This is a genomic window from Polymorphospora sp. NPDC051019 (assembly GCF_040683055.1).
GTDB classification, from domain to species: domain Bacteria; phylum Actinomycetota; class Actinomycetes; order Mycobacteriales; family Micromonosporaceae; genus Polymorphospora; species Polymorphospora lycopeni.
In genome coordinates, this window is sequence record NZ_JBFBCH010000012.1 from 166857 (window position 1) to 185434 (window position 18578).

The window sequence follows — 18578 nt, forward strand, 5'->3', positions numbered from 1 at the left end:
CCGGCAACCGCTGGCATCAGACCTACGCGGCGGGACCGGGCACCGGCCGCCGGAAACCGGGGAGACACCATGCGGCGGAGGTTCACCGGCGGGCTCGTGCTGACGGCGGTGCTCGCCCTGGCCCTGACCGGCTGCGGCGGCGGTGCCACCGACGACACCGGACAGGTGGCGACCGCGGACCGCGGCGGGTCGGGCGCACCGGGCGGCCCGCCGGATTCCCCGGCCCCGACCGCCACCGTCACCGACGGGGACCGCGAGATCGCGTTCGCCCGCTGCATGCGGGAGAACGGCGTCGACGTACCCGATCCCCAGCCGGACGGCGGCCCGATCCGGCTGTCCTTCGGCGACGGCCTCGAACCCGGCAAGGTCGAGGCGGCGATGGCGAAGTGCGAGACGCTGCTGCCCGACGGCGGCGAGATCCCCGACGCCGACCCCGCCGAACTCGACCGGCTGCGGCAGTTCGCCCGCTGCATGCGTGCCGAGGGGATCGCCGACTTTCCCGACCCGGCCCCGGACGGCTCGATCCGCGGCGGCCCCGGCATCAGCCTCGACGAGCCGAAGGTCCGGGCCGCCGCCGACAAATGCCAGCGGCACGCCCCCGGCATCCTCGGCGGCGACCGGTGAACCGCCGGGCCGCCGGACTGGCGGCGGTCGCCGTCGTGGTCGCGGTCGCCGGCGGGGTCGCCGCCGTTGCCGGTCGCGGTGCACCGGACCCGGGTACGCCGCACCGGGCCGGCCTGCCGCCGGCCACCGCCGTCATCACCCGGCAGACCCTCGTCGACACCGCGAACGCCGACGGCGAACTCGGCTACGGCACCGCCCGGACCGTCAACGGTCGGCTCACCGGCACCCTGACCGCACTCGCCGAGGTCGGCGCGACGGTCCGGCGCGGGCAGGTCCTCTACCGGGTCGACGACGTACCGGTGGTGCTGCTGCACGGCCCGTTGCCGGCCTACCGGACGCTCGCCCCGGGCGTCGAAGGTGCCGACGTACGGCAGTTCGAGCGGAACCTGCGGGCGCTCGGACACACCGGGTTCACCGCCGACGACCACTACACCGGGGCGACCGCGGACGCGGTCCGCCGCTGGCAGCGCGACCTCGGTGTCGAGCCGACCGGCCGGGTCGAGCCCGGACACCTCGTGCACGCCAGGGGCGACGCCCGGATCGAGACCCACCAGGCTGCCGTCGGGGACGCCACACAACCGAACCAGCCGGTGCTCACCGTCACCGGCACCGTACGGCTCGTCACCGTCATGCTCCCCGCCGCCGCCGGACGGCTGGGCGCCGAGGGCGCCGCCGTCACCGTCACCCTGCCCGACGGCCGGACCACCACCGGCAGGATCACAGCGGTACGCACCGTCGTCACGCCGGCCAGCGACACCAACCCGACCGAGAACCGCGTCGAGGTGACCGTCACCGGCGACGACCCGGACGCCCTCGCCGGCCACGACCACGCCACCGTGACCGTCGCGTTCACCGCCTCCCGACGCGACGACGTGCTGACCGTCCCGGTCGCCGCGCTGCTCGCCCTAGCCGAGGGCGGGTACGGCGTCGAAGTCGTCGACGGCTCCACCACCCGCGTCGTCGCCGTCGAAACCGGACTGTTCGCGGCCGGCCGGGTCGAGGTGACCGGCGCCGGTCTCGCCGAGGGCCAGCGGGTGGGGATGCCGAGATGACCACACCCGTACCCGGCGGCGTCCCGGTGGTCCGGCTCGACGCGGTGACGAAGGCGTACCCGGGTGGGGTCACCGCCCTCGACGGCGTCTCGCTACGCGTCGAGCCCGGCGAACTCGTCGCCGTCACCGGCCCCTCCGGCTCCGGAAAGTCGACCATGCTGAACCTGATCGGCACCCTCGACCGGCCGTCGTCCGGCACCGTCCACATCGACGGGTACGACGTCGCCCGCCTCGCCGACCGGAAACTCTCCGCCCTGCGGGCCACCCGGATCGGCTTCGTCTTCCAGCAGTTCCACCTGGCCGGGGGCGTACCCGCGGTCGACAACGTCGCCGACGGGCTGCTCTACGCCGGCGTACGGCGCCGGGACCGGCGGGCCCGCGCCGCCGCCGCACTGCGCCGGGTCGGTCTCGGCCACCGGCTGGACCACCGGCCGCACCAGCTCTCCGGCGGTGAACGCCAGCGGGTCGCGATCGCCCGGGCCGTCGTCGGCGAACCGCCGCTGCTGCTCGCTGACGAACCGACCGGCAACCTCGACTCGGCCGCCGGCGCCGGGATCATGGCGCTGCTGCGCGGGCTGCACGCCGCGGGTACGGCCGTCGTCGTCATCACGCACGACCAGGAGATCGCGGCCAGCCTGCCCCGCCGCGTCCACATGCGCGACGGTCGGATCGTCTCCGACGTCGCCCGGCCGTCGCTGCCGCCCCGGTGAGCGGGCTCGTGCCGGCCCGGCTACGGCCAGCCGACGTCGTACGGGTCGGTGGCGCCGGGCTACGGGCCCGGCCGCTGCGGGTCTTCCTCTCCGCGCTCGGGATCGCCATCGGCATCGCCGCCATGGTCGCCGTCGTCGGCATCTCGTCGTCGTCGCGGGCCGAACTCGACCGGACCCTCGCCGCACTCGGCACCAACCTGCTCACCGTCGCCCCCGGCAACACGATCCTGGGCGAGCAGGCCCGTCTGCCGGTCGACTCGGTCGCGATGATCGGCCGGATCGGGCCGGTACGCCAGGTCGCCGCCACCGGGCAGCTCCCTGACACACCCGTCTACCGGTCGGACCGCATCCCGGCCGCCGAAACCGGCGGGATCGCCGCCCGCGCCGCCGACCTCGCCCTGCTCGACACCGTCGGCGGCCACATCGGAAGCGGCACCTGGCTGAACGCCGCGACCGCGAACCACCCCGCCGTGGTCCTCGGCACGACGGCCGCCGCCCGGCTCGGCATCGGCTCGGCCGGCCCGGACCGGCAGGTGCTCGTCGGCGGGCGCTGGTTCACCGTCGTCGGGGTGCTGTCCGCCGTACCGCTGGCTCCCGAACTCGACACCAGCGCCCTCGTCGGCTGGCCGGCCGCCGGGACGTACCTCGGCTTCGACGGCCACCCGACGACCGTCTACACCCGTACGACGGACAGCCAGGTCGAGGCGGTACGCGACGTGCTCGCCGCCACCGCCAACCCGCAAGCCCCGAACGAGGTACGCGTCTCCCGCCCGTCCGACGCGCTGGCCGCCCGGCAGGCGACCGACGCCGCGTTCACCGGACTGCTGCTCGGGCTCGGCGCGGTGGCCCTGCTCGTCGGCGGCGTCGGGGTCGCCAACACGATGGTCGTCTCGGTGCTCGAACGGCGGCCCGAGATCGGGCTCCGCCGCGCGCTCGGCGCGACCCGCGGGCAGGTACGCACCCAGTTCCTCGCCGAATCGCTGCTGCTCTCCACTCTCGGCGGGGCCGGCGGAGTGCTCCTGGGTCTGGTCGTGACCGCCGCCTACGCCCGGTGGCAGTCCTGGCCACTGGCGATTCCGCCGTGGGCGCTGGGCGGCGGCTTGACCGCCCCGCTGCTGATCGGCGCCCTCGCCGGCCTCTACCCGGCAATCCGCGCCGCCACCCTCCCCCCGACCCAAGCCCTCTCAGCTCCCGCTTGACCAGCTTTCTTGATCCGCGTGATCAGGGATTAAGTCGCGCGTGTCGTCGGCGCGTTAAGGTTCCAGGTCCCTGATCACGCGGATCTTGCGGGGGCGCCGGCGGCGCTCGGGTGGCGGGTGGGCGCGGGGCGGGGGCGGGTCAGGCGGTGATGGTGTCCAGGGCGATCTCGACCATCTGGCCGAAGGTCTGCTCGCGCTCCTGGGCCGTCGTCTTCTCGCCCCGCTTGATGTGGTCGCTCACCGTCAGCAGGGTCAGCGCCTTCGCCCGGAACCGGGCCGCGATCGTGTAGAGCGCCGCCGACTCCATCTCCACCGCCAGCACCCCGTAGTCGGCGAGCCGGTCGTAGAGGTCCGGCCGGTCGGTGTAGAAGGCGTCCGCCGCCAGCACCGGCCCGACCGTCATCTCGACGCCGCGCCGCTCGGCCACCTCGACCGACGTACGCAGCAGACCGAAGTCGGCCACCGGCGCGTAGTCGATCAGGCCGTCGAACCGTACCCGGTTCATGTTCGAGTCGGTGGCCGAGCCGTTGGCGGCGATCACGTCGCGCAGGTTCAGCTCGTCGACGATCGCCCCGCACGAGCCGACCCGGATCAGCGACTTCACGCCGTACTCGTTGATCAGCTCGTGGGCGTAGATGGATGCCGACGGCATGCCCATGCCGGAGCCCTGCACCGAAACCTCGGTGCCCTGCCAGCGGCCGGTGAAGCCGAACATCCCCCGCACCGTCGAGTAGCACTTGGCATCCTCGAGGTACGTCTCCGCGATCCACTTCGCCCGCAGCGGGTCGCCCGGCATCAGGACCCGCTCGGCGATCTCGCCCGGCTGTGCGCCGATGTGCGTACTCATGGCCATGATCCTGCCAGGTCGACGGAGGGGATACCGCCACGACAGGTCCCGGGGGCGTCAGGTAGCCTTCTCGGCGGTGGCGTGTCCGAGTGGCCTAAGGAGCACGCCTCGAAAGCGTGTGAGGGTTTACGCCCTCCGCGGGTTCAAATCCCGCCGCCACCGCTCGTACACAGGCTAGACGCCCGGCACCTCCAGCGCGGAGGACCGGGCGTTTCGCTTTTCCCTGACCGGTGATTCAGCGGTCCCGGCCGGGCGGGAAGGCGTACCCGGATGGCCGGGTAGCCGACGCGGCGGTCGCGGAACCGCCGAAACCGGCTCGCTATTGTCGGCGTGTGGTCGAGCCGTGGGATTCGAGTGACGCCGGACTGTTGCGGCTGCCGTCCGGGCGGGTGGTTCGTGGCCGTGGGCTGCTGAAACCGCTGCCCACCGGGCAGTTCCCGACCTTCGCCGTCTACCTGCTCGGCAAGCCGCCGCCGCCGGTCGACTGGGAGGCTCGTTGGTTGCACTGGCCGGACTTCCGGCTGCCGCGCGACCGGGACGAGGCCCGGGCGAGGTTCCGCGAGGCGTGGGAGCGGTCGGCGACCGACCGGGTCGAGTTGGCCTGCTCCGGTGGCCGGGGCCGGACCGGGACCGCGCTGGCCTGCCTGGCGATCATCGACGGGGTGCCGGCCGACGAGGCGGTCACCTTCGTACGCGCGCACTACTCTCCGCACGCCGTCGAGACGCCGTGGCAGAAGCGTTACGTACGACGTTTCGTCGCCTGATGTTCGACCTTCCGCACGCCGGCCGGCGGGAGATCGTACCGGGTGCGGTGCACGTGCCACGGTGGCTCGACCCGGAGACACAGCGCCGGCTGGTCGAGGCGTGCCGGGCGTGGGCGGACGGTCCGGTGCCGGCGCGGGCGGCCAAGCTGCCGGGCGGCGGCCGGATGTCGGTGCGTACGGTCTGTCTGGGCTGGCACTGGCAGCCGTACCGCTACAGCCGTACCGCCGACGACGCCGGCGGCGGGCGGGTGGCCGAGCTGCCGGACTGGCTGGCCGACCTGGGGCGGGCCGCGCTCGTGGAGGTCCGCCAGATGCCGGATCGGGGCTACCGGCCGGACACCGCACTGGTCAACTTCTACGACGACGCCGCGAAGATGGGCCTGCACCAGGATCGCGACGAGCGGTCGGACGCGCCGGTGGTGTCGCTGAGCGTCGGCGACTCGTGCCTCTTCCGGTTCGGCAACACGCAGGGCCGGAACCGCCCGTGGACCGACCTGGAGCTGGCCTCGGGTGACCTGTTCGTCTTCGGCGGGCCGGCACGGTTCGCCTATCACGGGGTGGTGCGGACCTATCCGGGTACGGCTCCGGCCGGGGTCGGCCTGGACTTCGGCCGGATCAACATCACGCTACGGGAGACCGGGCTCTCCTGAGTCTGCGCTGTTCAGCGCGTTCTCCACAGAGTTATCCACAGGGTGTGGATAGCACATGTGTACGAGCGTGGCTGGTTGTCCACAGGCTGGCCGGCCTGTGGACAACCATCGCGGTCACCGGGCCGGCGCGAACGCGTCCACCCCGGTCAACTCCGCCGACAGGGTCCAGAGCCGAGCCGCCTGCGCCGGGTCGATCGCGTAGTCGCGTACCCCTTCGCGGACGCCCTCGGGCGACGGCTCGGCGATCTCGCAGTCCTCGCAGTAGAGGCCGCCCATCCCGTCGAGCTGGGCCGACGTCGCCGCCCAGACCTGGGTCGCCGCGCCCTGTTCCGGCGTCTTGAAGCTCGGGTTCAGCGGGTTGCCGTCCGCGTCGATCCAGCCGTAGCCGACCATTTCCTCGGTCGTCAGGTGCCGCTGCAACGGGGTGAGGATGCCGCCCGGGTGCAGCGCGAACGCCCGTACCCCGAGGTCCCGGCCGAGGGCGTCGAGCTGCACGGCGAACAGGATGTTCGCGGTCTTGGCCTGCCCGTACGCCTCCCACTTGTCGTAACCGCGCTCGAACTGCGGGTCGTCCCAGCGGATCGCGGAGTTGTGGTGGCCGGTCGACGAAACCGAGACGACCCGGGCGCCGCCGTCCACGAGCGCCGGCCACAGCCGGTTGGTCAGCGCGAAATGACCGAGATGGTTGGTCGCGAACTGCGCCTCCCAGCCCGGCCCGACCCGCGTCTCCGGACAGGCCATGATGCCCGCGTTGTTGATCAGAATGTCGATTCGCCGGCCGGCGGCGAGAAAACGCTCGGCGAAACCCTTCACGCTTTCGAGGTCACCGAGGTCGAGTTCGTCGACCTCGACCCCCGCGATTCCGGCGAGCGCCTCGTGGGCGGCGTCCGGCCGCCGGGCCGGCACGACGACACGGGCCCCGGCTTTCGCCAGGGCCCGTGTCGTTTCCAACCCCAACCCCGAATACCCGCCGGTCACCACCGCCAGTTTCCCCGAAAGATCAACCCCATCGAGTACGTCGTCAGCGGTGCTCCGCGCACCGAAACCCGATCCGATCTTGTGCTGCGCTGTGGTCATGCCCCGACGCTACGACTTCGAGCGCACTGGAAGACAAGTATCTTTTCTCAGCGCAGGATGCCCTCCGCGCTGGCGGCGCGCAGCCAGGCCGGGAACTCACTGAGCAGACGGTCGTAGAGTTCCGGATCGCCGGTCCGGTCGATGTCGTCGACCGCGAAGAACCCGACGTTGTCCACCCGCCGGCCCTGCATCTGGTCGAACCGTTCGAGAATTCCGTAGTTGGCGTTGCCGAGCCCGATGAACTGCCAGAAGATCGGTTCGTCGGCGGCGGCCCGGAACTGCTTCTCGATCGCGGCGTTCTGGTAGACGCCGCCGTCGGAATAGAACAGGACGAGGGTGGGAACCGGTTCGGGATTCTGCCGTACGAAATCCCGTACCATCGCGATGACCTTCTGCTCCTCGTTACCGAACCCGAGCTTCGGCAGCGCCTTCATCCGGACGAATGCCGGAATCCAGCTCGGCATGTCGCCGATCTCCAGATCGGGAAGCCGCCCGGGGCGGGACGCGAACATCCACGACTGCATCGTTCCGTCGTCGTCCAACTGGGCGGCGACGGCCGCGGTCCGCTCGACCGCGCGGGCCATCGTGCCGTTCTTGTAGAGGGATGTCATCGACCCCGACGCGTCGAGGACCAGGAGCACCCGGGCCCGTACGTTTCCGATGCCGTGCTTGGTCAGGCTGACCGCCACCTGCTGCTTACGCAGGTTGAGCTTCTGCCGGGCTTCCGGCGGCAGCCGGTCCTCGCCCTTGGTGAACCGCACGGCCGGCTGCCCGGGCGGTGCTGCGGACGCCTGCGGCGCTGCCGGTGGCGGCGATGACACAGCCGGTGCCGCGAAGGCGGGCGCCGGTGGCGGCGCAGCGGGCGTGGGCGGCTCGCTGTCGACGCTGATCCCGAAGTTGGTCGCGAGGCCGGCCAGCCCGGAATCCCAGCCCTGCCCGACCGCCCGGAACTTCCAGGCCCCGTTACGCAGATAGAGCTCCCCGCCGACGATCGCCTTCTCGGTCGACGCGTGCATGTCCTCGAACCGCGCCACCTCGGCCCCGGAACCGACGTCGAAGATGGTCAGCCGCAGCCCACGTACCTGCTGGAAGGTGCCGTCGTGGGCGGACGCGGCGATCACCACCCGCTGGATGTCCGGTTCGACCCTCGCCAGTTCGACGGTGATGCCGTCGAACGCCTCCCCGGCCGACCCGGCGCGCTTGCCCGCGTGGGTCACGGCCCCGGACGGGTGCCGCGGCTGGTTGTAGAAGACGAAGTCACCGTCGCCGCGCACCTTGCCGCTCGCGGTCAGCAGCAGCGCTGACACGTCGATGTCGGGTACGCCCGGTCCCGCCGTCCAGCTCAGGACCGCCCGGACGTACATCGTGGACAGGGCGACGTTGGCGCCCTTGGACAGCACTGTCACGGTGCCTCCTCCGCGTCACGGTGCGTCCGAGCCTACCCGTGTTGATCAAGATTCACGCAGGTCGGGCTGGCGCGCCGGGGCGTGAAACGGAGGCAGCGGTCGGAGATGCTGACGGTCGACTCCCGCCCGACACTCGCTGTCCGTCTCGATCGTCTGCTGCTCAGGCAGTCGACACGCCGGGCCGGGAACGCGTGAATCGCAGACGATCATGGCGGCCCGAGGCGGACGCCGTCACGGCAACCCGACGGAGCGTCGGCTGCCCGCCGCCAATCGAGACCAGGACCGGGGCCACGACGAAGGGCCGGCCCTCTGCGGGACCGGCCCTTCGTCGTTTACGCTGCTCAGAAGAGCGGAGGATACGAGATTCGAACTCGTGAGGGTGTGAACCCAACACGCTTTCCAAGCGTGCGCCCTAGGCCTCTAGGCGAATCCTCCGTCGGACAGGATACAGGCTCGTCGCAGCAGCCTCACACGGCCCACCCACCGGCGGTTCCGGACGGGGCGGGGTAGAGTCGTCGGTACCTCCCGTGCGGCGTGCACCTCGTGAACCTCCCCAGGGCCGGAAGGCAGCAAGGATAAGCGAGCTCTGACGGGTGCACGGGAGGCCTTATTTTTCCTGGTCGCCGCTGATCACCGCTGCCTCGCCCCGTGTTGTGTCCGGGGCCGCCCGCCGGTGGAGAATGGCCCGGTCGAGAGGAGGCTGGGGTGGCGCTCGCGCTCTACCGCAAATACCGGCCGAGGACGTTTGCCGAGGTCATCGGCCAGGAGCATGTCACCGAGCCGCTGTCGCAGGCGTTGCGCAGCGGCCGGCTCAACCATGCCTACCTGTTCTCCGGGCCGCGTGGCTGTGGCAAGACGTCCAGCGCGCGCATCCTGGCCCGGTCGCTCAACTGTGAGCACGGCCCGACCCCGGAGCCGTGTGGCACGTGCGGCTCGTGCCGGTCGCTGGCCAACGACGGCGCCGGTTCGATCGACGTGATGGAGATCGACGCGGCCAGCCACGGTGGTGTCGACGATGCCCGTGAGCTGCGGGAGCGGGCGTTCTTCGCGCCGGCGAACAGCCGCTTCAAGATCTATGTGATCGACGAGGCGCACATGGTCTCGTCGGCGGGCTTCAACGCGCTGCTGAAGCTGGTCGAGGAGCCGCCGGACTACGTCAAGTTCATCTTCGCGACGACCGAGCCGGAGAAGGTGCTCGGCACGATCAAGTCGCGTACCCACCACTATCCGTTCCGGCTGATCCCGCCGGCGGTGCTGCGGCCCTACCTGGAGCAGTTGACCGAGGCCGAGGGGATCAAGGTCGACCCGGCGGTGTTCCCGCTGGTGGTGCGGGCCGGTGGTGGCAGCGCGCGGGACAGCCTGTCGGTGCTCGACCAGCTCATCGCGGGTGCCGGGCCGGAGGGCGTCAGCTACGCGCGGGCGGTGGCCCTGCTCGGTGTCACCGACTCGGCCTTGATCGACGAAATGTGTGACGCGCTGGCGGCGGGGGACGGTGCGGCGGCGTACGCGACCATCGACCGGGTGGCCGAGGCCGGCCATGATCCACGGCGGTTCGCCTCCGATCTGCTGGAGCGGCTGCGTGACCTGATCGTGCTGCGGCAGGTGCCGGACGCGGCCGCCAAGGGCCTGGTCGACGGGCCCGCCGACCAGGTGGAGCGGATGGCTGCCCAGGCCGAGCGGCTGGGGTCGGCGACGTTGTCCCGTTGTGCCGACATCGTGCACAACGGCCTGGTCGAGATGCGGGGCACGACCGCGCCACGCCTGCTGCTGGAGCTGATCGCCGCCCGCATGCTGCTGCCGGGTGCCGACGACGGCTCGGCCGCGCTGCTTCAGCGGGTGGAGCGGATGGAGCGCCGGCTCACCGTCGCGGGCGGTGGCGAGTTGCCGCCGGTCCAGGCCGTCGAGCCGGTACGTCCGGCGGCCGCGCCGCGGGCCGAGCCGCAACCCCAGCCGCAGCAGCCCCCGACCCCGCAGCAGCCGTCGGCGCCACAGGCGCCGCAGCAGGCCGCTTCGGCGCGTACCGAGTCCCGGCCGGCGCAGCCGGCGGCGGCCCCACGGTCCGGCCCGCCGGCCGCGGCGGTCATGCCCGATCCGGTGACGCCGGATCCGCCGGCACCGGGCACGCCCGTCGCCCCGGGCGCACTCGACGCGGCGGCGGTCCGTCGGTCGTGGGACCAGATCCTGTCGACGGTCGCGGCCCGGAGCAAGCGTGCGGCGGCGGTCGTACGGGAGGCGACGGTAAGCGAGGTCGACGGCAACACGCTGGTGCTGTCGTTCCGGCACAGCGTGCACGCCACGATGCTGACCAACTCGCCGGATCTGCTGGTCGAGGCGATCGGTCAGGTGCTGGGCGGGCGCTGGCAGATCCGGTGCGAGGTCGGCGGCGACGGTGGCCGGCCGGCCCCGACTCCGCAGCCTCGGCCCACCCCGCCGTCTCCTCCTCCGTCCGCGCCGCCCGCCGCCCCGCCACGCCCGGCGGCCGGCTCGCCCCCGGCCGGCGGGTCGACCGGTTCGGACTGGCCCGAGCCGGCCCGGCCGCCGTCGGCGGGACCGGCCCAGGCCGGTCGGGGTAGTGGTGGGTCCGACTGGCCGGAGCCGGCCCGCCCGCCGTCGGCGGTGTCGACAGCGGCTGGATCGGACTGGCCGGAGGCAGCCCGGCCGGGTGGACGACCCACGGCACCAGCACCGGCACCGTCCGGCGAGACGGATGCGCGGCCCTCCGGCACCGGCACACCACCGGCCACCAGCCCGCCCGCCGTGAACGGCGGTGGCGCCGGGGCGGGGCTCGCGGCCGCGCGGGCGGCCGCGGCGGCCGCCAACCGGGGTACGGCCGGTCGGGACGGCGTGCCCGCCGCCCAGACCGCCGCACCGGCGGCTGTCGCCGCTCCACCGGTCACACCGGCCCCGGCCGCCCAGGCCCCGGCGGCCCGTGCCGGCGCCGTCCAGACGGCGGACCCGTCCTGGGCGGGTGAGCCGCCGTACGACCCGGACTACGACGGGCCGGTGCGCGGCGGGGTGACGTACGAGGGATTCGATCCCGGTGACGAGCCGCTCGACGACGTGGTCGACGTCGCCGCGGTCCGGCAGAGCAGCGAACAGCAGGTGGTGCAGTTGCTGCACCAGACGCTCGGTGCGGAGCGGCTCGACGGCTGACCACGTGGCGTGCCGTGGCCCGTCGGCGGCGCCGACTAGGCTGAACGTCGCCCAGGCAATGACGACGTCGAAGGAGCCGTGCCGTGCGCCCCGGTGGACAGCCTAACCTGCAGCAGATGATGAAGCAGGCGCAGAAGATGCAGCAGCAGCTCGCCGCCGCGCAGGCCGAGTTGGCCGCCGCGGAGCTGACCGGCACCGCCGGAGGCGGGTTGGTCACCGTGACCATCTCCGGCGCCGGCGAGGTCAAGGCGATCAAGATCGACCCGAAGGCGGTCGACCCGGACGACGTCGAGACGCTGGAAGACCTGGTGCTGGCGGCGGTGCACAACGCCAACGACGCGGTGCGCAAGCTGACCGAGGAGAAGATGGGCCCGGTCACCGGCGGCATGGGCGGCCTCGGCCTGCCCGGCTTCTGAGCACCAGATGTACGAGGGTGCGATCCAGGATCTGATCGACGAGCTGGGTCGCCTGCCCGGCGTCGGGCCGAAGAGCGCCCAGCGGATCGCCTTTCACGTGCTGTCGGCGGATCCGGCCGACGTCAACCGCCTGTCGACCGCGTTGCGCAAGGTCAAGGAACTGGTCCGGTTCTGCACGACCTGTTACAACGTGGCCGAGGCGGAGCTGTGCCGGATCTGCCGCGACCCGCGCCGCACCGACGAGGTGCTGTGTGTGGTGGAGGAGCCCAAGGACGTGGTGGCGATCGAGCGGACCGGTGAGTTCCGCGGTCGCTACCACGTGCTCGGCGGGGCGATCAATCCGCTGGAGGGCATCGGGCCGGACAACCTGCGGATCCGGGAGCTGATGCTCCGGCTCGGTTCCGGCGCGGTCAAGGAGCTGATTCTCGCCACCGACCCCAACACCGAGGGCGAGGCGACGGCGACCTACCTGGCGCTGATGGTGAAGCCGATGGGGATCGCTGTCACCCGGTTGGCGAGTGGTCTGCCGGTCGGTGGCGACCTCGAATACGCCGACGAGATCACGCTTGGCCGGGCGTTCGAAGGGCGTCGAGCGGTCTGACGTGCGGTCGTTGATCTGACAGTTGATGTTCGGAAACAGCGGCGCAATGTAACAACTTCGCATCGTGCGTGCCAGTGGTGAGACGTAAAGACACGATCCGATACCAACCCCCAATAGGCCAGTTTCCGGGGAGTTCGAAGGACGGCTATCGTCTCGCCATCTGGTGACCCCGGGTCACCGCGTTGTCCGTACCCACAGGACGAGGTGAAGCACCATGCGTGCATCAAGGCCGAAGGTCGCGATCGCGACCGCAGCGGTCGCCGCCCTCGCGCTCTCCGGCTGTGCCGCGAGCGAGCGCGACGGAGACTCGGGCGGATCCACTAAGGACACACTGGTCTTCGGCGTCGCCGGCGACCCCAAGGTGCTCGACCCCAGCCTTGCCAGCGACGGCGAGTCGTTCCGGGTCTCCCGGCAGATCTTCGAGACCCTGGTCCGCCCCGAGGAGGGTGGCACGAAGGTCTCCGCCGGCCTGGCCGAGAGCTGGACGCCGGACGCGGCCGGCACGACGTGGACCTTCAAGCTGCGTACCGGCGTGAAGTTCCACGACGGCACCGAGTTCAACGCCGAGGCGGTCTGTTTCAACTTCAACCGCTGGTTCAACGCCAAGGGTCTGATGCAGAGCCCGGACGTGACGTCCTACTGGCAGGACATCATGGGCGGCTTCGCGGCCAATGAGGACCCCGAGCTGGGTGACAGCCTCTTCAAGTCGTGCACCGTCAAGGACCCGAGCACCGTCGACCTCGCGTTCAACCGGGTCTCCAGCAAGATCCCCGCCGCCCTGATGCTGCCGGCCTTCTCGATGCACTCGCCGAAGGCGCTCGAGCAGTACCAGGCCAGCGAGGTGACCGGCACCGCGGACGACGTGAAGTACCCGCCGTACGCGATGGAGCACCCGACCGGCACCGGCCCGTTCAAGTTCAAGGCCTGGGACATCGCCAACAAGACCGTCACCCTCGAGCGCAACGAGGACTACGCGGGCGAGAAGGCCAAGCTGAAGACGCTGATCTTCCGGACGATCTCCGACGAGAACGCCCGTAAGCAGGCGCTGCGTTCCGGTGACATCCAGGGCTACGACCTGGTCGGCCCGGCCGACGTCGGTCCACTGGGGAACGACGGCTTCAACGTGCTGACCCGCCCGGCGTTCAACATCCTCTACCTGGCGATGAACCAGAAGGGGAACCCGAAGCTCGCCGACATCCGGGTCCGGCAGGCCATCATCCACGCGCTCAACCGGCAGGCGCTGGTCGACTCGAAGCTGCCCCCGGGTGCCAAGGTCGCCACGCAGTTCATCCCGGACACCGTCGAGGGCTGGAACTCCTCGGTCGTGACGTACGACTACAACCCGGAGAAGGCCAAGCAGTTGCTGGCCGAGGCGGGCGCGTCGAACCTGACGCTGAAGTTCCACTACCCGACCGAGGTCACCCGGCCCTACATGCCGAACCCGAAGGACCTCTTCGAACTGCTCGCCGCGGACCTGCGGGCGGTCGGCATCACCATCGAGGCGATCCCGCTGAAGTGGAGCCCGGACTACCTCAACGCCACCCAGGTGGGCAGCAACCACGACCTGCACTTCCTGGGCTGGACCGGTGACTACGGCGACGCCTACAACTTCATCGGTACCTTCTTCGACCGGCCGAAGGACGAGTGGGGCTACACCAACCAGCCGCTGTTCGACCTCTTCCGCAAGGCCGACACCACGGCTGACCCCGCCGCCCGGTTCGAGATCTACAAGCAGCTCAACGCCGAGATCATGAACTTCCTGCCCGGCGTGCCGGTGTCGCACTCGCCGCCGGCGATCGTCTTCGGCAAGGACGTGACCGGTGTCAAGGCGAGCCCGCTCACGGACGAGCGGTTCTCCACCGCCGAGTTCAAGTCCTGACATAGAAAAAGGAACCGCGGGCGGGCACCGGTCCTGGTGTCCGCCCGCGGGACCCTCTGGACCCATTCGAGGCGCACGTGTTCCGGTTCATCGTCAGACGCCTGCTGCAGTTGATACCGACGCTGTTCGGGCTATCCATCCTGTTGTTCATCTGGTTGCACCGTCTGCCGGGTGGACCGGAGACCGCGATCCTCGGCGAGCGGGGCACACCCGAGTCCCGTGCCGCGATCCGGCGCAACCTCGGCCTCGACGAGCCGATCCTGATCCAGTACGGCCGCTTCATGAGGCGGATGCTCCGACTCGACCTCGGCACGTCGATCTCGACCAAGCGCGAGGTCACCACCGAGTTCCTCCAGCGGTTCCCCGGCACCGTCGAACTCGCCCTCACCGCGATGATCATCGCGATCGGTGTCGGTATCCCGCTCGGCTACCTCGCCGCCCGCAAGCGGGCCACGATCCTCGACCACGCCTCCGTGGTGGGGTCGCTGATCGGCATCTGCATCCCGGTCTTCTTCCTGGCATACGTCCTCAAGGCGATCTTCGCCGAGAACCTGGGCTGGTTCCCGTCGAGCGGCCGGCAGGACCCGACGATCGGCGCGACCCGGATCACCAACTTCTTCGTGCTCGACGGCTTGATGACAAGAGAATGGGATGCCGCCGCCGACGCGTTGTGGCATCTCGTCCTGCCCGGAATAGCCCTCGCGAGCATCCCCCTGGCGATCATCGTCCGGATCACCCGGGCGAGCGTGCTGGAGGTGCTGGGTGAAGACTTCGTCCGCACCGCCGAGGCCAAGGGCCTGACCGAGAACGTGGTCCGCCGCCGGCACGTCCTGCGCAACGCGATGCTGCCGGTCGCCACCACCATCGGTCTGCTCACCGGCGGCCTGCTGTCGGGCGCGGTGCTCACCGAGACGGTGTTCGCGTTCAGCGGCATCGGGGCGTTCATCGCCGAGTCGATCAGCCAGCGGGACTATCCGGTGCTGATGGGCTTCATCATGATCATCGCGGTGGTCTACGTGCTGGTTAACCTGATCGTCGACCTCTCCTACAGCTTTATCGATCCGAGGGTGAGGGTGCGATGAGCGGGGTGCTCACACCGGGCCGCAAGAAGATCGAGAAACTCGACCGGCTCTCCGAACTCTCCGCCCGGCGCGACGACGAACGCGGGGTGAGCCTCTGGCAGGAGGCGTTCCGGCGGCTGCGGCGCAACCCGGCCGCGATCATCGGCGCCCTCATCCTGGCCACCTTCGTGCTCGTCGCGGTCGTCGGGCCGTTCCTGGTTCCGCACGACCCGGTCGCGCAGACCTGGCGCGGCGAGGTCAGCGACGCCCGGGCGCACTACCCGGGGCCGCGCGCCGAGAACTGGTTCGGCGTCGACCACCTGGGTCGCGACGAGTTCAGCCGGATCGTGGTCGGGGCCCGGCAGACCCTGCTGGTCGGCGTCGTGTCCACCTTGATCGGTCTGGTCATCGGCGCGATCATCGGTGGCACGGCCGGTGCGGCCGCCGGTCTCGGCGGCCGGTTCGGCCGCTGGGTCGACAACGCCCTGATGCGGGTCGTCGACATGCTCCTCGCCCTGCCCAGCCTGCTGCTGGCGGTCAGCATCGCGGCCCTGCTCGGGCCGAGCCTGGTCACCGTCATGATCGCGGTCGGCACGGTGTCCGTGCCGGTCTTCGCGCGGCTGCTGCGGGGGTCGATGATCGCGCAGTCCAATACGGACTACGTGCTGGCGTCGACCTCGCTGGGGGTCAGGCGCGGCCGGATCGCGCTGACCCACATCCTGCCCAACTCGCTCGCGCCGGTCATCGTGCAGGCGACGCTGACCCTGGCCACCGCGATCATCGAGGCGGCGGCGCTGTCCTTCCTCGGCCTGGGCAACCAGGACTCGTCGATCCCGGAGTGGGGCGTGATGCTCGCCGACGCGCAGCGTTATCTCGACGCGGCGCCCCGACTGGCGATCCTGCCGGCCGTCGGCATCATCGTCACCGCGCTGGGCTTCACGTTGCTCGGTGAGGCGATGCGCGAGGCACTCGACCCCAAGCTGCGGAAGTAGGCGAGCGGCGATGGCACTGCTGGACGTGGACGGCCTGTCCGTCACCTTCTCCCGCCGGGGGCAGCGCACGGTCCGCGCCGTCGACGGCGTCTCCTTCAACGTCGACGCCGGCGAGGTCGTCGGCCTGGTCGGCGAATCCGGCTGCGGCAAGAGCGTCACCTCGCTCGCGATCATGGGACTGCTGCCCCGACAGCGTGGTGTGCAAATCGGTGGCCGGGCCGACTTCGACGGCACCGACCTGCTGAAGCTCGACGCGAAGTCGATGCGGGACGTCCGTGGCCGCGACGTCGCGATGATCTTCCAGGATCCGCTGTCGTCGCTGAACCCGGTCGTGCCGATCGGCACCCAGGTCACCGAGGTGCTCGTCCGGCACCGCGGCATGAAGGGCGACCCGGCCCGCCGGGAGGCGGCCGACCTGCTGGACCGGGTCGGCATCCCCGACCCGACCCGGCGGCTCAAGGAGTATCCGCACCAGCTCTCCGGCGGCATGCGACAGCGGGCACTGATCGCGATGGCGGTCGCCTGCCGTCCCCGGCTGCTCATCGCCGACGAGCCGACGACCGCGCTCGACGTGACGATCCAGGCGCAGATCCTCGAACTGCTCAAGGATCTCGTCCACGAGTCCGGCACCGCCCTGATCATGATCACGCATGACCTTGGGGTGGTCGCCGGCCTGTGCGACACCATCAACGTCCTCTACGCCGGCCGGGTCGTGGAGACCGCCCGGCGGCGTCCGCTCTTCGCCGAGCCGCACCACCCGTACACGGTGGGGTTGCTCGGGTCGATCCCGCGCCTCGACGCCGGCCGGGGCGAGCGCCTCACGCCGATCCCGGGATCGGTACGCGACGTACTGCCGTGGCCGGACGGGTGCGCGTTCGCGCCCCGGTGCGAACAGCGTCTCGACGCCTGCGTCGGTGAGCCGCCGGCCCTCACGCTGACCCACGACGGGCGGGCCCACCGGTGCGTCAACCCGGTGAGCGCACCGGCGAAGGTCGGCGCGTCCGGTGGGGTGCCCGCGCCGCGCGCGGAGGAGGGTAAGAAGCTGTGACCGACACGCTCGTCGAGGTCCGTGACCTCAAGGTGCACTTCCCGATCACCAAGGGCGTGCTGTTCGACCGGGTGGTCGGTCACGTCAAGGCGGTCGACGGCGTCGACCTGAAGATCACCAAGGGCCAGACGTACGGCCTGGTCGGCGAGTCGGGCTGCGGCAAGTCGACGCTCGGCCGGGCGATCCTCCAGCTCACCCCGACCACCTCCGGCGAGGTCATCTACAACGGCGAGGATCTGGCCAAGCTGCGGCCCAGCCGGCTGCGGTCGATGCGCCGGCACCTGCAAATGATCTTCCAGGACCCGATGTCCAGCCTCGACCCGCGGCAGAACGTCGAGTCGATTCTCGTCGAAGGGCTTCAGGCGCACGGCATCGGCGCCAACCGCGACGAGCGCCGGAAGATCATCGGCCAGACCCTGGACGCCGTCGGCCTGCCGAGCTGGGCACTCTCCCGCTACCCGCACGAGTTCTCCGGCGGCCAGCGCCAGCGGATCGGGATCGCCCGTGCGCTCGTACTCGGCCCCGAGCTGATCGTCGCCGACGAGCCGGTCTCGGCCCTCGACGTGTCGATCCAGGCCCAGGTCATCAACCTGCTCGACGAACTCCAGGAGGAACTGGGCCTGACCTACCTGGTCATCGCCCACGACCTCGCCGTCGTACGGCACATCTCCGACGTCGTCGGCGTCATGTACCTCGGCGCCCTGGTCGAGGAGGCGAGCAGCGACCAGCTCTACCGCGAGCCGCTGCACCCCTACACGCGGGCGCTGATGTCGGCGGTGCCGGTCCCCGACCCGGAGGTCGAGGACCGCCGCGAACGGATCCTGCTCGCCGGTGACCTGCCGTCCCCGGCCAACCCGCCGGCCGGCTGCCGGTTCCACACCCGCTGCCCGTGGGCGCAGCCGACCCGGTGCGCCACGGAGCGGCCGGTGCTGCGCGAGATCGGCGAGAGCCGGGTCGCCTGCCACTTCGCCGAGCGGATCGCCAGCGGCGAGCTACGCCCGCACGAGGTCAAGGTGCAGCTCGTACGCCCCGAGGACGAGGGCGAGACGCCCGGCGTGGTCTCCGCGCCGACCGAGCCGGGCTCGTTCGTCTGACCGGC

17 protein-coding genes, 2 tRNA genes and 1 other RNA gene are annotated in these 18578 nt (G+C 71.2%); 16 read left to right on the plus strand and 4 right to left on the minus strand.

All coding sequences use genetic code 11. From position 1 onward, the window contains the following. Positions 1-69: 69 nt before the first annotated feature. From AB0M79_RS21850 to AB0M79_RS21865, 4 genes are read left to right on the plus strand one after another with little or no spacing between them, the layout of a single operon-like run. Positions 70-624 (plus strand): hypothetical protein, encoded by a 555-nt coding sequence (locus tag AB0M79_RS21850; RefSeq protein WP_364216575.1) that lies wholly within the window; start codon positions 70-72, stop codon positions 622-624. Further along, a complete protein-coding gene (locus AB0M79_RS21855) occupies positions 621-1676 on the plus strand; it encodes a peptidoglycan-binding protein (protein ID WP_364216578.1) in 1056 nt (351 codons plus the stop codon). The genes AB0M79_RS21850 and AB0M79_RS21855 overlap by 4 nt, the downstream gene beginning before the upstream one ends. 26 nt (positions 1677-1702) lie before the next feature. After that, complete coding sequence (locus tag AB0M79_RS21860; RefSeq protein ID WP_364216743.1) at positions 1703-2386, plus strand: ABC transporter ATP-binding protein; 684 nt, start codon at positions 1703-1705, stop codon at positions 2384-2386. Continuing rightward, positions 2383-3585: an ABC transporter permease gene (locus AB0M79_RS21865; RefSeq protein WP_364216581.1), complete on the plus strand. Its 1203-nt coding sequence runs from the start codon at positions 2383-2385 to the stop codon at positions 3583-3585. Before AB0M79_RS21860 ends, AB0M79_RS21865 begins: the two co-directional genes overlap by 4 nt. Before the next feature lie 139 nt (positions 3586-3724). Here AB0M79_RS21865 and deoD read toward each other — a convergent pair whose 3' ends face one another. Beyond that, positions 3725-4432 (minus strand): purine-nucleoside phosphorylase, encoded by a 708-nt coding sequence (deoD, locus tag AB0M79_RS21870; protein ID WP_364216584.1) that lies wholly within the window; start codon positions 4430-4432, stop codon positions 3725-3727. Between the two features lie 75 nt (positions 4433-4507). Between deoD and AB0M79_RS21875 the strand changes: the two genes are divergently transcribed. The 3 genes from AB0M79_RS21875 to AB0M79_RS21885 all read left to right on the plus strand — a co-directional run bounded on the left by AB0M79_RS21875 (position 4508) and on the right by AB0M79_RS21885 (position 5846). Beyond that, a tRNA-Ser gene (locus tag AB0M79_RS21875) sits at positions 4508-4594 on the plus strand. Between the two features lie 170 nt (positions 4595-4764). Next, entirely contained in the window at positions 4765-5196 is a 432-nt protein-coding gene (locus AB0M79_RS21880; protein WP_364216587.1) for a protein-tyrosine phosphatase family protein, read from the plus strand. Next, the gene (locus tag AB0M79_RS21885; protein WP_364216590.1) at positions 5196-5846 is read left to right on the plus strand and encodes an alpha-ketoglutarate-dependent dioxygenase AlkB; all 651 of its coding nucleotides are present in this window, start codon (positions 5196-5198) and stop codon (positions 5844-5846) included. The genes AB0M79_RS21880 and AB0M79_RS21885 overlap by 1 nt, the downstream gene beginning before the upstream one ends. A gap of 114 nt (positions 5847-5960) precedes the next feature. Here AB0M79_RS21885 and AB0M79_RS21890 read toward each other — a convergent pair whose 3' ends face one another. From AB0M79_RS21890 to AB0M79_RS21900, 3 genes are all read right to left on the minus strand, one after another. After that, positions 5961-6923 carry an SDR family NAD(P)-dependent oxidoreductase gene (locus AB0M79_RS21890; protein ID WP_364216593.1) on the minus strand — a complete coding sequence of 321 codons (963 nt, stop codon included), beginning with the start codon at positions 6921-6923 and terminating at the stop codon, positions 5961-5963. A gap of 47 nt (positions 6924-6970) precedes the next feature. Then, on the minus strand, positions 6971-8329 hold the full coding sequence (locus AB0M79_RS21895; RefSeq protein ID WP_364216596.1) for a VWA domain-containing protein: 1359 nt from the start codon (positions 8327-8329) through the stop codon (positions 6971-6973). Positions 8330-8679: 350 nt separating this feature from the next. Continuing rightward, positions 8680-8764 (minus strand) — tRNA-Ser (locus AB0M79_RS21900). 84 nt (positions 8765-8848) lie between these two features. Here AB0M79_RS21900 and ffs point away from each other — a divergent pair. The 9 genes from ffs (at position 8849) to AB0M79_RS21945 (ending at position 18573) form a co-directional block, all read left to right on the plus strand. Continuing rightward, an RNA gene (ffs, locus tag AB0M79_RS21905) (signal recognition particle sRNA small type) lies at positions 8849-8939 on the plus strand. A 95-nt stretch (positions 8940-9034) separates the two neighbouring features. Further along, a complete protein-coding gene (locus AB0M79_RS21910) occupies positions 9035-11482 on the plus strand; it encodes a DNA polymerase III subunit gamma and tau (RefSeq protein WP_364216599.1) in 2448 nt (815 codons plus the stop codon). 107 nt (positions 11483-11589) lie between these two features. Next, entirely contained in the window at positions 11590-11898 is a 309-nt protein-coding gene (locus AB0M79_RS21915; RefSeq protein WP_364216746.1) for a YbaB/EbfC family nucleoid-associated protein, read from the plus strand. Positions 11899-11905: 7 nt separating this feature from the next. Further along, positions 11906-12499, plus strand: coding sequence for a recombination mediator RecR (gene recR / locus AB0M79_RS21920; protein WP_212825642.1), 594 nt, complete (start codon positions 11906-11908; stop codon positions 12497-12499). 214 nt (positions 12500-12713) lie between these two features. Beyond that, on the plus strand, positions 12714-14378 hold the full coding sequence (locus AB0M79_RS21925) for an ABC transporter substrate-binding protein (protein ID WP_364216603.1): 1665 nt from the start codon (positions 12714-12716) through the stop codon (positions 14376-14378). Positions 14379-14455: 77 nt separating this feature from the next. After that, positions 14456-15460: an ABC transporter permease gene (locus tag AB0M79_RS21930; protein WP_357538694.1), complete on the plus strand. Its 1005-nt coding sequence runs from the start codon at positions 14456-14458 to the stop codon at positions 15458-15460. Further along, on the plus strand, positions 15457-16431 hold the full coding sequence (locus AB0M79_RS21935; RefSeq protein ID WP_364216607.1) for an ABC transporter permease: 975 nt from the start codon (positions 15457-15459) through the stop codon (positions 16429-16431). The genes AB0M79_RS21930 and AB0M79_RS21935 overlap by 4 nt, the downstream gene beginning before the upstream one ends. A gap of 10 nt (positions 16432-16441) precedes the next feature. Beyond that, positions 16442-17479 carry an ABC transporter ATP-binding protein gene (locus AB0M79_RS21940; protein WP_364216610.1) on the plus strand — a complete coding sequence of 346 codons (1038 nt, stop codon included), beginning with the start codon at positions 16442-16444 and terminating at the stop codon, positions 17477-17479. Continuing rightward, entirely contained in the window at positions 17476-18573 is a 1098-nt protein-coding gene (locus tag AB0M79_RS21945; protein ID WP_364216613.1) for an oligopeptide/dipeptide ABC transporter ATP-binding protein, read from the plus strand. The genes AB0M79_RS21940 and AB0M79_RS21945 overlap by 4 nt, the downstream gene beginning before the upstream one ends. Positions 18574-18578: the final 5 nt, after the last annotated feature.